Origin of the sequence: Brooklawnia cerclae (assembly GCF_011758645.1) — a bacterium.
GTDB classification, from domain to species: Bacteria; Actinomycetota; Actinomycetes; order Propionibacteriales; family Propionibacteriaceae; genus Brooklawnia; species Brooklawnia cerclae.
In genome coordinates, this window is the sequence record NZ_JAAMOZ010000001.1 from 908,237 (window position 1) to 922,282 (window position 14,046).

Consider the following 14,046-nt stretch of genomic DNA (forward strand, 5'->3'; position numbering starts at 1 on the left):
CCGGTGGTGTGACCTGACCAGGGTCGCACCACCGGCGCGTTTTCTGGCAGGCTTGTGACAAGCAGCCCGTCGAGTGGCGTGGCTTGAGTGTCTGTGGTGAAGTGGAGGAATGGTGGCATCCCCGAACGGACCCCACGAGGGTCCGGTTGGCGTCGAGCAGCTCGGGCTGGACGAGGGCATGGTGGTCCAGGAGCTGGGCTGGGATGAAGACGTCGACCAGGAATTGCGTGATGACGTGATGGATGTGATCGACGCGGAGCTCATCGAGGATGCGGTGGAGGCAGTGGACGTCGTCCTGCTGTGGCTCCGCGACGAATCCGACGTGGCCGACGCGCTCGTCGACGCGCTTCGGGATCTGTCCGACTCGGGGTACATCTGGTTGCTCACCCCGAAGATCGGTCGCCCGGGCTACGTGGATCCAGCCGACATCAACGAAGGCGCGAACACAGCCGGCCTCGCTCTCACGAGCGTTGTCGAGGTCAGCACCGATTGGCAGGCCCGCAAGGTCGTTCGCCCTCGTAGCAGTCGCCGCTGAGCCGTCGTCCACCCCTGGTGTGACACCGTCGCGCCAGCTGGTACGGAAAAGTTGAGTCGGGTCGACTCAATTCGGGAATATGCCGTTCTCCGGTGCGTTATAACTGGTGTCGACGCCGCAAGGCGTCACGAAGCACACGAGAAAGCACAAAGGAGCGAACGATGACTGTGGCATACAACCCGTTCCGCGAGATGGACCGTGTCTTCAACCAGCTGGCACGCACCGCAGCCTCTGAGGCCCGCATGATGCCCATGGACCTCTACCGCGACGGTGACCGTTTCGTCGTCAAGATGGACCTGCCTGGTGTGGACGCGGACAGCATCGACATCGATGTTGACGATCGCACCCTGACTGTGCGCGCGGAGCGCGAGCAGGAGAAGGAAACCGCGGACGAGACCAACCGCTGGGTCACCCGGGAGCGCAGCTACGGCAGCTATGCACGCCAGTTGACGCTGGGATCCGGCCTCAACCTGGCCGCGATCAAGGCCGAGTACACCGACGGCGTCCTGACGCTGACCATTCCGGTCGCCGAGGAGGCCAAGCCCCGCAAGGTGAAGATCACCAAGGGCGAGGCGGTCACCGCCGAGGTCGAGGCGCCGAAGGTCGAGCAGGCCGTGAAGGAGCCGGTCGGCGCGGGGATCTGAGCGGTGCATCGTCCCGGCAGGGACTGACACGATCGCATGACATGGGGGAGGGCCTGATCGGGCCCTCCCCTTCGTCGTGTCCGTTCGCCGATCGGAATCCGTGACCGTGGGGCGGAGTTTCGCGCTGGCGGCGGCTGCTGTCACAATGGGGCATCGGCAACCGGCCCGCTCTCGGGCCAGGGGCGCATAGCTCAGTTGGTTAGAGCACCTGCCTTACAAGCAGGGGGTCGTTGGTTCGAGTCCGACTGCGCCCACAACCTTGTCAGCCCGCTTTCGGGCTTGTCAGTGACAATTTGTGCTGTCGTTGTGGTGCCCCTGGAGTGCCTTTCAGTGCCGTGGAGTGGTGGCAAGTGGTTGTGCCGGGCACAACGGTGACTAGGGGAGACGTTGGAGGGTCGGCGCCGAGTTGTGCCAGTTTTGTACCCGGTAACGCAACGATGGCCCCCACCCTGTGATGGGTGGGGGCCAGTTTGCGTGTGTACGCGGGTTCAGCTGGTGGCAACAGGGAGGACGCTGTCGACGGGCGTCCCGACAACTGCGCCGCTCACGACGCCGGGTTCGGTGAGGTTGGCGCGGGCGAGGGTGGAGGTGATGGTGGTGATGGCGCCGACCCCGGAGGTGACGACGAGTGCCCACTGGTCGCCGACGCCGAGTGCGGCCACGACGGGCGGGACGACGGTGGCGAGGATGCCGACGATGATGCTGATGACGTAGAGGATGCCTCGGACGCGGGTGCTGATGGGGTTGGTCATGCTGGGTTCCTTTCGGGGTTACTTGGAGAGTTGGGCGTAGTCGTCCCACCAGACCTGGCCGTAGTACTGGGTGCCGGGCATTTCGGCGCGCTGGAAGCGGGCGACGGCGTCGGCGGTGGGCTGCTCGAAGATCCCGTCGGCCCATCCGTTGCCGATGTCGGTGATGCCGGGGACGTAGCCCTTGGCGATGAGGCGTTGCTGGATGATGCGGATCACGGGACGCTCGGCCTCGTAGTAGCCGCCGTGGGAGGCGTTGGGGCCGGAGATGAGGCCGTAGTACTCACTGCGGGGCAGCGGGAACGGCTGCGGCAGTCCGGGGACACTCTGAGCGGCGGGAGCCGGAGCCGGACTGGCAGGAGCCGGAGCAGGGGCCTGGGTGGTGACGTCGACGTAGCGGCGGGCGACGATGGTGTGGGCGGCGTCCCACTGGGACTTCAGTCCCTTGACGGTGGGTCCGTTGCCGGGGCCGCCGTGGCCGATGGTCTGGCCTGCGCCCATGTACATTTCGACGTGGTCGAGTTGCTTGATGCCGACGCCGTCCCAGTCGAAGAAGACGAGGTCGCCGGGCTGGAGCAGGCTTACGGCAGTGGCATAGTCGGCTTCGTCCCCAAACACCTGGACTCCGTAGGACTGCTGGCCGCCGGTCCACGAGCCGACCTCGATCCCGGCGACCTGCTTGTAGCAGTACTCGACCAGGGCGGAGCAGTCGGTCCCTCCGGACACGTCGGGCTGGGACCGGGCGGTCATGTCTTGGGTGTAGTAGTACTTCAGCTGGCGATCGCGCATCCACGCGACGAGACGGTCTTGAACGGCAGTAGACATAGTGATGTGCTCCTCGGGCATGAGAAAAGCCCCCGCGGTTGCGAGGGCTTGATGGGTGGATGGCGGGTTAGGCGGTCTTGTTTTCCAGGTCTCCGAGTCTGCGGAAGATCTCGGAGTTGGTGCGTCGGGTGGAGTCGTCGAGGGTTTGGCGGGCGATGCGTTCGGTTTCCATTTCGCGGCGGAACTGGCGGACGTCTTCGGCGATGCCGGCGACGAGTTGTTCGGTGCGGGCGACCGCGTCTTTGGTGGAGCTGCCTGAGTTGTGCTGCAGCTCGTGGGCCGCGGTTTGGGCGTTCGCGCGGACTTCGGCGAGCATTACCTGAGTCTCGGCCGCCATTCGGTCGGCTTCCGCCCGGGCGCGTCGTCCCTGGACGAGGACGACGGTGAGGACACCGCCGATCGCGACGAGCAGGGCCGCCAGGGCGGTCAGGAGGTCGATGGTCGTCTGCATCGTCACCAGCCCATCGCGATCCAATTGACGCGGTAGGGGCCGTTGACGCCACCTCGCAGGGAGCTATAGAAACCGGTGAGGCCGATGTTGTGGACGACGACGTGGCCGTCGGGTTGGGCGTTGCTGTCTCCGTTCGTCGCAACCACGGACATGACGCCGTGCGGGAATGCTCCTGGGAAGATGATCGGCTGCGAGGTGTCTGTTGCTGTGTTCCGCACCGAGCTGGACGCGTAGATGATCGGGGTGACTCCCGCTCCGTTTGTTGGCCAGGTTCCGAGGATTAGGTCGACGGGGTCGGGGGCGAGGGCCGGGACGTTGCGCCCGGCAAGTTTCACTTCGGGGGCGGTGAGGGTGATTCTGCTGCCCGAGGTGATGCCCAGGTCGCCGGTGGCGAGGATGACGGCGTTGCCGTCACGTCCGAACAGGAGCCGCCCGACAGGGTTCTGGATTCCGGCCGCGCGCTGCTCGACGATGACGGAGTCGGGGGTGCATCCGACGCGGGCGAGGTCCCCGTCTGTGAGCCCGTTGTCGAGCCAGATGCCTGCCTGGCCGGTGCCGGGGACGCTGACCCGGCCGATCGTGGTGCCCTCGGAGTCGTACCAGCGGGCGCCGGGGATGTTGCCGTGGACACCGATGGTCATGCCGATAGTGATCTGGGCGACCTGGACGAGCACATCGTCAACAAGCTTGGGCAGCAGGTTCCCGGCGGACGACGCCGACACGCCTGACAGGCTGGCTGCGATAGTGAACGGGAAGGTTGCCCCCAGCCCGGATACCCACGTGGTGAGGTCGATGTCCACCCATCCGGTCGCCCCGCCGAGGCTCGCCGAGGTCATCACGGTCGTGGTGTTCAGCACGGTGACGGCAACCGCTGCATTGCCGATGCTCCAGAACCCTACGGGGATGTTCAAGGCGAAGGCGACGTGGACGCGCCTGCCCCCGGATCCCAGGCCGGACGGTGTGGTGATCGTCCGGATCGCTCGTGCCGCCGAATCGCCGCCATTGGACAGGGTCGTGCCCATCTGCATCGACACGGAGCCTGTGTTGGCGGTGGACGATGCAGTGGGGTCGGCGATACCGGTTCCGCCGGTCCACTCGGTGATCTCGCTGCTGTCCTCGAAGCCGGTGTCTAGGGCGGTCACCCACGGGTCTGCGACGTCACCGGCGACGGTGAACTCCGAGCCGGTGATTTCCGCTCCGGTCGCCGTGAGCGTCCCGTCCGGGGTGATGGTGACGTTAGCATCCCCGCCCGGTAGTCCTGCAGCGATACCGGTCCCGGACACGCTGACCTGCCCGGTCTCGGCGATCGTCTGGAGGCCGGCGTCGTTGATCCGCAGCCCGGTCCCGCCGTCGAATCCGCTGGTCTTGAGCTCGTCGGAGGTGATGATTCCGGGAACGTCGATTTCGGCGGCGGTGAGCTGGCGGACGAGGAGTTTGCCGAGGAGGGCTTCGTCGGCCAGGACTTTCGCGGCGGTGACGGCGTTGGCGGCGATGACGTTGGCGGTGACCGCGTTCGCGGAGAGTTTGGGGGTGGTGATGGCGCCGTTGGCGATCTGGGCGGCGACGGTGACTTCCATGGCTTCCACGGAGTCGATGTAGATCGCGGTGCCCGAGGTGGTGACGGAGTTGACGAGCCCGATCCGCATGTACTTCGCGGCTGACGGCGGGGTGACGGTGCCTTCCAGCCTCTTCCAGGTGGTCGACAGGGCCTGCCCGGAAGTGACGGTGGTGGTGGACACGACGGTGGTCTTGTCGGCGTCCATCCAGTAGACGCGGAGCGCAAACGCTGAGGTGAGCGAGGCTCCAGCCCCTGCGGTCACCGACACATACCAGGAGCGGGAGACGCTGCCGGTGACCGGAATCGCGGCCTCGGCGGCCTGGGTGACGGTAGTGGTGCCGCTCGTGCGGGTGATCCGCAGGGCGTACTGGCCGGAGGAGGCCACCCCGGTGACGATGTCGGCGGTGCCGGCGGTCTCGGTGTTCGTGGGGGTGCCCAGCCCCCAGCCCTGCACGCCGTCCTCGAATGACCCGTTCACCACCATGTTGTCGGACACGGCACCGATGGACAGTTTGGATGCGGTGATCGCCCCGGCCGCGAGGGCGTCAGTGGTGACAGCTCCGGCGGCGATCGCGTTCGCGGTGACCGCGCCCGCGTCGATGTGGAACGCCTGGATCTGGTTGGCGGCGATCGCGTCCGCCAGGATCGACCCGGCCACGATCAGGCTGCCGTCGATGACCGACGCGGTCGGTGCCAGTACCCCGATACCAGACTTGTTGAGGAACAGGAGCAGGTCGTCGGCGGTCAGGTCGTTCGGCAGGGTGTCGGAGAATTCGAGGGTGGGTGCTCCGTTGTATCGCCAGCACGTGAACTTCTTGTTCGTGTTCCCGGCCGCCACCGTGTAGGAGACGCCGTTGTATTGGATCGAGAACGCGGTCCAGGCGATGTAGCCCGAGGACGGGGAGTTCGACGTGATGGTCGGCAACGCCATGTCATCCTCCAAAGGTGTAGTGGCCGTGGTGATGCAGGGTCGGTCCCTGGATGTCGGCCATGACGAGCCCGCCGAGACGCTGCCAGCGGCGGCAGAACGTGTAGTCCTCCGACAGGTAACGGCCAGCGTCGATCGAGGTGTCGAACAGTGCGTACTGGGTGCCAGCGGGCATCCCGATCTGGTCGGACTGGTAAGCGAGCTCCGGCATCGCGGCACACATGAGGTCGATGGCCCGCCGGTGGATCAGCATGAACCCGGTCCCGGCGTCCAGGACCGGCGCGAAACCGTCCGGGCCCGGCTCACCGGCAGCGTTCACCACGCTGTACACGCCCGCCTCACGGGCTTGGACAACGGTGGCAGGACGAGCGGCCACAACCCGGTCCCAGTCGATGGCCTTCATCGGATACGGCGTCGCACACACCGGGTGCCCCGAGTCGACTAGCCTGCGCACGTTCTCGGGCTGGAACTCGATGTCAGCGTCGACGAACAGCAGGGCATCTCCGTCGCCGGCCATGAACTGGGCCACGATCGCGTTCCGGGCCCTGGTGATCAGGGACTCCCCGGTGGTGGTCAGCACGGCGATATCGATGCCATCGAGACCCGCGAACACCAACCGGAGCACGGACTGCATGTACGGCTCGGTCACCTGACCCCCGTAGCAGGGAGTCGCCAGCACGATCTTCACGGTGCGCCCCTCAGTAGAGGACGTGCTGGAGGATGTTCAGCTTCGCCGCGGACACCGCACCAGCGGCCAGAGCCCCCGAGTCGACCGCATTGTCGGCCAGCTGGGAGGCACCGACCACGTTCGCGGCGAGCTGCCCAGACCGCGACACCGCCCCATCGGCGAGTTTCGCGCCCGTGACCGCGTTCGCCGCGATGTTCGTCGACCCCACCACGTTCGCCGACAATTGCCCCGACCGGGACACCGCACCATCGGCCACCTTCGCAGCCGTGACAGCGTTCGCACCCAACTCGGTCGCCGTGACCGCGTTCGCGGCGATCGCGCTGGTCGACACCACGTTCGCCGCCAGCTGTGCCGTGCGGGACACCGCCCCATCGGCGATCTTCGCTCCCGTGACCGCGTTCGCCGCGATCGCGGCCGCGCCCACCGCACCGTCAGCGAGCGCTGTGGAGGTCACCGCATTCGCCAGGATTGCACTCGAGTCGACCGCCCCGTTGGCCAGCGTGGACGGCAGGGATTGGTTCGTCGACGACAACGCCACAACCGGTGTTCCGTTGTTGTTGACGAACACCAAGGTTTCGCCGTCTGACAGGGTCGGCTTCGTGTTCGAGACCTGCAGCGCGGTCGGCGTAGTTGTCGGGGACCACCACGCATACTTCATCGCCGTGTTCGCGTCGACGATCGCCGTGTCGGTGCCGTTGTAGACCATGTGCAGATCCGTCCACGCGATGCTGCCTGCAGACGGCGAGTTCGCTGTCACCGCATACCCGGTTAACATCGCGTGGCCCTGCAAGTTCAGGTCCTCGGCGAACACCTGTCTGCCCGCCGGGTCCGGTGAAGCCTGCACCTGGCGGAGTTGATCCAGCCGCCAGGAGATGTCCGCGAGGATGTGGGCGAGCCGGGTGTGGAGGATACGTTCGATTCGCTGGTCGATGGTTTCACGCTTGGCCATGACGGCCCCCCTCAATACAAGTAGTGATCGGTTCGAGACGCCGCGAACTTCGTCACGGCCACACTCCAGTCGGCGATCTTGTCCCCAGAAACCGCGCCAGCCGCGATCTTGTCGGCCGTCACCGCACCATCAGCCAGCCGCTGCCCGGTCACGATCGACGCAGCCGCCTCATCGATCGCCGCCGGAAGATCCACATCCACGGCCTGCCGCACCTCAGCCATCGTCTCGGCCACATCGACCGCGGCCTGCTCCAGCTGCTCCGTCGACTCCCGCACCGACTTCGACGTGCCCGGCTCCCCACCCTCGCCAGGCTTCGTCCACGTGACATCACCGGAAGCGCCGAGGTCTTTCACGCCGGTCGGCACCGTGGTGCCCGACATGACGGCTTGCGACAGCCGTTGCCCGAGCTGGCGGTCCTGCTGCTCGGGCGACGGACGAAGGTTTACGCGCTTCATTCAGTCCTCCTGTAGCTGGACCGCGATCTCCTCGGAGTCGAGGCCTCCGCGCGCCGAGATGATCGTCATCAAGTGCTCGCCGGCATCCAAGTCGCGCAGCCTCGGAGTGATGACCTGCACCCGGTCACCGACATGCCACGAGCCGACGACGGCCTGGGGGTGATCCCCCCGGACCTTGAGATCGAGCTGCACCGTCGGCTTGGAGGAGGCTGCAAGATCGGCCTGTGCGTGATCCAGCAGGGGCGGCAGGTTCGTTACCGACTGGTACGCCGCGGACTGTTCAAGCAGCGGCATGCCGTCGGCCAGCGCGCCATCGTCCTCGGACACTTGCATGGCGATCCCCGCGCCCTCACCGGCGCCGGTCGCCCAGCGCCGGGTACGGATACCACCCGCGTCGGCAGCCGGGTCGAGGCCGTACACCGGGCCGTTCGGAGCCGTGGCATCCCACACGATCTGGCGCTCCTGGGGCAGCCACGGTTGCCCCTCCAGGCCGTGCAGGCAGGTCGCGTAGGCCCGCCACACGTCATCGGCCCGGGTGTCGAGCCCGGGCCGCAGCATGAAATCAGGGCCGCCGATCACCTCCGACAGTTCGGTGATGAGCTTGTCGGCATCGTTGTTGGCAACATTCCAGCCCTCATAGTTGCGGGTGTGCCCGTCGTCCTGGGCGAGGCCGGTCTGCCGCCAGCGCTCGTCGAAGCGGATCGGCAGCCGCCCCGCTTTCCGGGCGATCGCCAGCCTGACGATCTCCTCCTGGATCGTCCCCAGGGACATGCCGGTAAAGGTCGCGACCGAGTTCTTAAGGGCGTCGAGGGCATCATTGCTGGTCCAGTCGACGACGCCGGTGATCTTCCGCCATCGCAGGATCTCGCGGAGCCCCGTACCCGACAGGGTGTCGATGACCGTCTTCTGCTTGTCGGCCGAGGTGACCGTCGATGCCTTCGGGACGCTGGTCACCGGACCGAGCACCCACGGGTGATCCTCGGGCCACAGCGGACAGGAGTGGCAGATCAGCGCGGACGCCTGCCACTTGTTCCACCAGCGGCGCGGTACCGTGTCGAGCCACCTGTCCGGGAGGCTGAGAGTCCACGACTCGATGCCGTTGAGGGTGATCTCCCACGACCCCCCGGCAGCGAGCGGCACCTGCGGGCCGACGGCTCCGGTCGTCGTCTCGACCAGCCACGCGGACCAGGTCATACCGCGACGCCTTGATCCCAGACCCGGAAGACTCGGCCGATGTACTGCGTCGACTGCTGCCCTTCCACGCTCTTCGAGTTGTAATGGAAAACCGGAGCTGCTCCCCAAGAGTTGCAGGAGCGCACATGAGCCGTGTGCATACCCTCGGGCAACTCCACCGTGACCTCCCAGTGCTTCCCCTGCCAGATGTTGTCGAGGCTGAACTCGCACCCAGAACCCGGGACGTCGGCTCCATCGATACGGAAGTTGATGAACCAACCACCCCGCGCAGCCTCCCCGCCGCTCGCCGATATGCATCCCGTGAAATCCAGCTTCACAAGCCTTGAGGTGGGAAGGTAGAAGGTGACGGGTTGTTCGACGTACCACTCCCACGGGGTTCCGCTTCCCGTGCCATCCATCGGCATAACATCCTGGCCAAGGAGGCCGAGGCTCGCGCCGTACGGCATGGCATACCGCCGCCCCCACGTGCTCGTGGTAGCCGCTGTCGAGATGGTCCCGGCCGCGACGTTCCGCTTGTCCAGGACGCATACATCGGTGGGCATGTCGGCCTCGCGGGACAGGTTGACGTCCCCGTCCGCGTCGACCCAGATCGCGTCGACGGCGGTGCCCGACGGTGGCGCGGTGGTGAGCGCCGTCTGACCAGCCGTCCAGCAGACCAGCACCGCTCCCGCCGCCGTTTTCACCACACCGACACCAGCGGTGTAGGCGTAGGCCATCGTGGCGAGCCCGGACACCAGGCCGCCCGCAACGATCGGCGAATCCGCGCTGTTGGTGTACTGGGCGGCAATCATCTGCTGCACGTCCTCCGGCTGGGACCGGTGGCCGTTCGAGTCGGCCGAAGCGCCGTACTGGCCCATGAGGGCCCCCTCTCATCTCACAGGTAGGTATCGCGGATCTCGACGTCGGCGTATCCACCACCCGAGCCGAGCGGCTGGAGCACCGGTGACACCGAGCCACCGGGTGGGACGCTCCAGAAGCCGCGCTCGGTCAGCGCCCACGACTGGTCCGCACCGCCGACCGTCACCGAGTGACTGGCGAAGTCGAACACCACCGGGGTCTGAGGCAGACAAGGCCTCCTCCATGCCACCCAGGCGCCGAGACCGTCACCCAGCCGGACTCCGGCCGGGAAGTCACCGACGACCGTGATGACCGGCCACGCCGGTGCCCGCCCCTGATTGGCGACGACGGCGGGCACCCGGGCGTCAGCTCCCCACGTCAGCTCGTCACCCTCGCTGAACAGAGGCCACACGAGCCCGGAATCCGCGCCCGGCGGCATGATCCGCCAGGTGCGGGATGAGCCGTACCGGAAGGGATCGGGCATGGACAGCGGGATCTCCCATTCCAGCCACCCGAACTCGGCATGCGTCGAGACCTTCGTCTCCCCGTCGAGCTCCACCTTCGCGGTGAGCACCCGCCCATCGCGTTCGACGACCTCGATCGTCCCGAGATTCGCGAGGTCGGCGAACATGCCCCGCAACCGGCGGCCCTCCTGATCCACGGCCGCCGCCGACCCGAGCCCCGTGGTGATCCCGCGCGCGGTGAGCTGGAGGCGCGACCGGTGGATGGTCGCCGGGAAGGTGCCGTCCCCGGTCGCCCGTTCGGCCCGCTCGGCCGTCAGGGCGGGAGTGTTGTCCCAGCCGTCCAGCACGATCGAGATCGTGGCCGACGAAGCGATCGCCACACCGGCCGGGTCGGTGATCGTCACATCCTTCGCCTCAGCCATCAGGACACCCCCTCCAAGGCCTTGCTGACCTGGCTGAAGCGGTCGGTGGTGATCGCCCAGACGGCCGTCTCCGTGTCTCTCCGGATGTCTCCGGTGGACTCCAGGTGCACGTGCAGCTCCGGGCGCGACAGCGCCCCGGTACCGTTCGGCAGGACCTGCTCACCGCCTCCGAAGTTGATCCACTCCGGGCCGTATTCGCCGACCCTCGCCCAGCCCTTCGATGCCGACGAGGTGCCGTTCGCGTAGCCGACATACGACTGGCCGTTCATGACCGCGACCACACCGGGCACACTCCACGGTCCGCCGTAGCGGGAGTTCGCGTAGTTCCAGAACGCGAGCAGCTGATGAACCGGGTTCAGCCATTCGCCGAACCCAGCCTGCATGAAGGCTCTGAACGTCGGCAGAATGAACTGCATCAGGCCACCCGACGGGGTGCCGTTGACGGCGTTGACGTCCCAGTCGTTCATCACGGCAGGCTGGAAGCCGGACTCGTGCTGGGCGACGATCTTCGCCGCCCCATAGGCGCTTGCCATGGCCGGGTTGATCGCCACGGCCTGCGCCCACCATGTGTCGAACGCGTCTGACCCGGCGCCAGAGGAAACAATCGAGGAGATCGCTGTCTTGATCGCCGAGGCGAGCCCGTCGACCAGCGCGCCGGGAAGACCGGCGACGATCTGGGCAACGGGAAAGTCCCCGATCCCGCCGATCAGGCCGTCAATCACCCGGCGCAGGGATCCGATCGGATCGGAGATGAACCCCATGACCGCAGACACGGCGCTACCGATGCCGCCCACGATGTCGCCGACAATCCCGCCGTCCTCGTATCCGCGCCAGCGGCGCATCGCGTCGACCACGCCCGGGCCGCCCCAGGCATTGATGTCGTCCTGCGACCACACGACCTCGCCGCGGTGGACGACACCGGCGGGCACGTGCTTGCCGCCCATCCCGGTGTAGCCGCCCCCGGCGAAGCCGACAGGCGTCACGTAGTCGAGGCGCGGCGAATGGGCGAAATCGGCGACCTTGTTGAAGGCATCGATCAGACCGTGGTCGATGACGGTCGTCATGACGAATCGAATCGGCTTCTTGACGTGCTCCTGGATGCCCTCCCAGACGCGGCCGATGAAGTCGACGGCGGACTCAAACCCGCCCCGAATGCCGTTCAGGGCGGTATCGATCCAGTCATGAGCTCGGTCGATCGGGCCCCGCATGGTGGCTTCGAGGGCTGACCACTTCGTGAGCGCCCACGACGACACGGCCGATCCGGCGGACTCGAACTTGTCGAGGATCCAGCCCCAGGCGGCCTGGATGGCGAGCCAGGCGTTGACGAATGGCCGCGTCACGAATTCGAGTGCCATGCTCCAGGCCGGGCCGAAGATCTGCTCGACCCACGTTCGGGCCTGATCGAACCGGTCGGTCACCCAGCCCCAGGCGATATCGATCAGCGTCCGGGCTAGGTTGATCGGCAGTAGCAGGATGGCCTGCACCTGCTCCCAGCCGGGACCGAAGATGTCCTGGACCCAGCGCAAGGCGCCCTCGAAAGCGCCGACGACCCCGTCGCGGAGACCGATCGCCCCGGAGACGATCGTCTCCCAGGCGCCGACGAGCCACGGAACGGCCGTTCCGGTGATCCAGCCGACCACGGACTGAACGACGTTGCCGACCATCCGGAAGGCGGTGTCGACGATCTCGCGGAACCGCTCCGAGTGGTTGTAGGCGTAGATCAGACCGGCCGCAAGGGCCATCAGCGCGATCACGACGAGCGCTACCGGATTGGCCGACATGACCACATTAAGGGCGGCCTGAGCGGCCTTGTAGCCGTTGACGACGGCCTTCCCGACCGTCAAGGCGGTCTGGTACGCCTTCCATCCGGCGACCAGCGCGAGGATGCTGATGGTGACCGGTGCGAGCCACTCCTGATTGGCCTGCACCCACGCCACCACGTCGACGAACGCATTCTTTGTTGCTATGACAGCGTCGCGGATCCCGAACAGGAATCCGACTGCGGCAGAATCCTCTTCCATCCCGAAGGCGTCACGGAGGGCGCCGGTGAAGTCGCCGTTAACGAACAGGTCGTACAGGCCGCGGGCGGCGTTCACGGCCCAGCCGATGCCGGTCGTGACCGCCGGGAAGACGGTGTCGGTCAGCCAGCCGGAGAGCCCACCGAGGGCCTCCTTCAGTTGCGGGATGATCGGCTGAACGGCGTTCGCGAGTCCCATCTGCGTGGTGTCGTTGAACGTCGAGAGCATGCCGGTCAGCGACTGGGACTGCTTGTCCATCAGGCCGGAGAACCGCTCCAGCCCGGCACCGGACTCCAGGGCGCCCATCATCGCGTCGAGGGCATCCTTGCCGAGCTGGCCCTTCTGGACCATGTCGGCGATCTCCTGCGTCGTCTTCCCGAGGGCGCCGGACAGCAGGTCGTAGACGGGGATACCGGCGTCGCGCAGCTGGTTGAGATCCTCGGCGGAGATCTTCTGTGCCGCGTTCATCTGCTGGATGGCGACGGTGGCGCGCTTGATGCCCTCCGAGCCGGTCCCCATGCCGGAGGTGACGTTGCCGAGCGTGGTCATGATCGGGATGACCTTGTCGGCGTCGATCCCGATCGACACCAAGCTGCTGGCGGCGGTTTGCAGTTCGGGGAACTCGAAGGGCGTCTCTGCGGCGAACTTCTGCAGGTCGGACAGGAAGGATTGCGCCTTCTGCGCCGACCCGAGCATCGTGTCGAAGCCGATCTGCGCCGTCTCCATCCCGGCGGCGGTCTCGATACCGGTCTGGATGGCGTCCTTCGCCATCCGGCCCAGCCCGACGGCGGCCAGGACGCCGCTGATGCGCGCTGCCAGGCCGCTGGCGTCGAAGCCCCGGTCGAAGGACTCCGACGACTTCTTCCCGGCGTCCTCGGTCTGCTTGGGGGCTTCGTCACCGAGGCCTTCACCCAGCTTCTTGCCAGCGCTCTTGCCGAGCCCCGACATCTGGTTGGACCACGACTGGATTCGCTGCACCGAGGTGCCGAGGCCGCGTTCCAGCGGGGAGATGTCGAGGCCGACACGGCCCGACAGAGTGCCGAGATCGAGGGTGCTCACCGAGTCACCCCCTCGTAGCAGGCGTGCTGTGTGCGGGTTCGCCACACCAGCCGGATCTCGTACCCCCCTTCAGTGGGCACGAGAATCCGGTTGGGTGGGGTTGACATGACGGCGTCGACGCGGGAGCGCAGCCACGGCCACGAGCGCTCCCAGACGACCGGATCGCCGGTGTCGATCCCGAACAGCTCGTGCAGGTCTGCGGCCAGCAGGCTCCAGTGGTCGAACGGGTCGAACCGGGGCCTTTCTGGCGCGTCCCGCCACACGCGGGGC

General features: G+C 66.8%; 14 protein-coding genes and 1 tRNA gene. 3 read left to right on the plus strand and 12 right to left on the minus strand.

Annotated elements, in window-relative coordinates; translation table 11 throughout:
* Positions 1-112 precede the first annotated feature (112 nt).
* The 3 genes from FB473_RS04440 to FB473_RS04450 all read left to right on the plus strand — a co-directional run bounded on the left by FB473_RS04440 (position 113) and on the right by FB473_RS04450 (position 1,433).
* Positions 113-535, plus strand: coding sequence for a DUF3052 domain-containing protein (locus FB473_RS04440; RefSeq protein ID WP_341770025.1), 423 nt, complete (start codon positions 113-115; stop codon positions 533-535).
* Between the two features lie 161 nt (positions 536-696).
* Complete coding sequence (locus FB473_RS04445) at positions 697-1,179, plus strand: Hsp20/alpha crystallin family protein (RefSeq protein ID WP_167165192.1); 483 nt, start codon at positions 697-699, stop codon at positions 1,177-1,179.
* Positions 1,180-1,359: 180 nt separating this feature from the next.
* A tRNA-Val gene (locus FB473_RS04450) sits at positions 1,360-1,433 on the plus strand.
* Positions 1,434-1,667: 234 nt separating this feature from the next.
* Here FB473_RS04450 and FB473_RS04455 read toward each other — a convergent pair.
* The 12 genes from FB473_RS04455 to FB473_RS04510 form a co-directional block, all read right to left on the minus strand.
* Positions 1,668-1,931: a hypothetical protein gene (locus FB473_RS04455; protein WP_167165194.1), complete on the minus strand. Its 264-nt coding sequence runs from the start codon at positions 1,929-1,931 to the stop codon at positions 1,668-1,670.
* 18 nt (positions 1,932-1,949) lie between these two features.
* The gene (locus FB473_RS04460; protein ID WP_167165196.1) at positions 1,950-2,753 is read right to left on the minus strand and encodes an NlpC/P60 family protein; all 804 of its coding nucleotides are present in this window, start codon (positions 2,751-2,753) and stop codon (positions 1,950-1,952) included.
* Positions 2,754-2,820: 67 nt separating this feature from the next.
* The gene (locus FB473_RS04465) at positions 2,821-3,204 is read right to left on the minus strand and encodes a hypothetical protein (protein ID WP_167165198.1); all 384 of its coding nucleotides are present in this window, start codon (positions 3,202-3,204) and stop codon (positions 2,821-2,823) included.
* Between the two features lie 2 nt (positions 3,205-3,206).
* Positions 3,207-5,693, minus strand: a complete 2,487-nt coding sequence (locus tag FB473_RS04470) for a gp53-like domain-containing protein (protein WP_167165200.1) — start codon at positions 5,691-5,693, stop codon at positions 3,207-3,209.
* 1 nt (position 5,694) lies between these two features.
* On the minus strand, positions 5,695-6,378 hold the full coding sequence (locus FB473_RS04475; RefSeq protein ID WP_167165202.1) for a hypothetical protein: 684 nt from the start codon (positions 6,376-6,378) through the stop codon (positions 5,695-5,697).
* Positions 6,379-6,388: 10 nt separating this feature from the next.
* Positions 6,389-7,327, minus strand: coding sequence for a hypothetical protein (locus FB473_RS04480; protein ID WP_167165204.1), 939 nt, complete (start codon positions 7,325-7,327; stop codon positions 6,389-6,391).
* Between the two features lie 11 nt (positions 7,328-7,338).
* Positions 7,339-7,782, minus strand: coding sequence for a hypothetical protein (locus FB473_RS04485; RefSeq protein ID WP_167165206.1), 444 nt, complete (start codon positions 7,780-7,782; stop codon positions 7,339-7,341).
* A complete protein-coding gene (locus FB473_RS04490; protein ID WP_167165208.1) occupies positions 7,783-8,976 on the minus strand; it encodes a hypothetical protein in 1,194 nt (397 codons plus the stop codon). It abuts the gene before it with no gap.
* On the minus strand, positions 8,973-9,833 hold the full coding sequence (locus FB473_RS04495; protein ID WP_167165210.1) for a hypothetical protein: 861 nt from the start codon (positions 9,831-9,833) through the stop codon (positions 8,973-8,975). Before FB473_RS04495 ends, FB473_RS04490 begins: the two co-directional genes overlap by 4 nt.
* A gap of 17 nt (positions 9,834-9,850) precedes the next feature.
* Positions 9,851-10,699, minus strand: coding sequence for a hypothetical protein (locus FB473_RS04500; protein ID WP_167165212.1), 849 nt, complete (start codon positions 10,697-10,699; stop codon positions 9,851-9,853).
* Complete coding sequence (locus tag FB473_RS04505) at positions 10,699-13,776, minus strand: tape measure protein (protein WP_167165213.1); 3,078 nt, start codon at positions 13,774-13,776, stop codon at positions 10,699-10,701. The genes FB473_RS04500 and FB473_RS04505 overlap by 1 nt, the downstream gene beginning before the upstream one ends.
* Positions 13,773-14,039, minus strand: a complete 267-nt coding sequence (locus FB473_RS04510) for a hypothetical protein (RefSeq protein ID WP_167163658.1) — start codon at positions 14,037-14,039, stop codon at positions 13,773-13,775. The genes FB473_RS04505 and FB473_RS04510 overlap by 4 nt, the downstream gene beginning before the upstream one ends.
* Positions 14,040-14,046 lie beyond the last annotated feature (7 nt).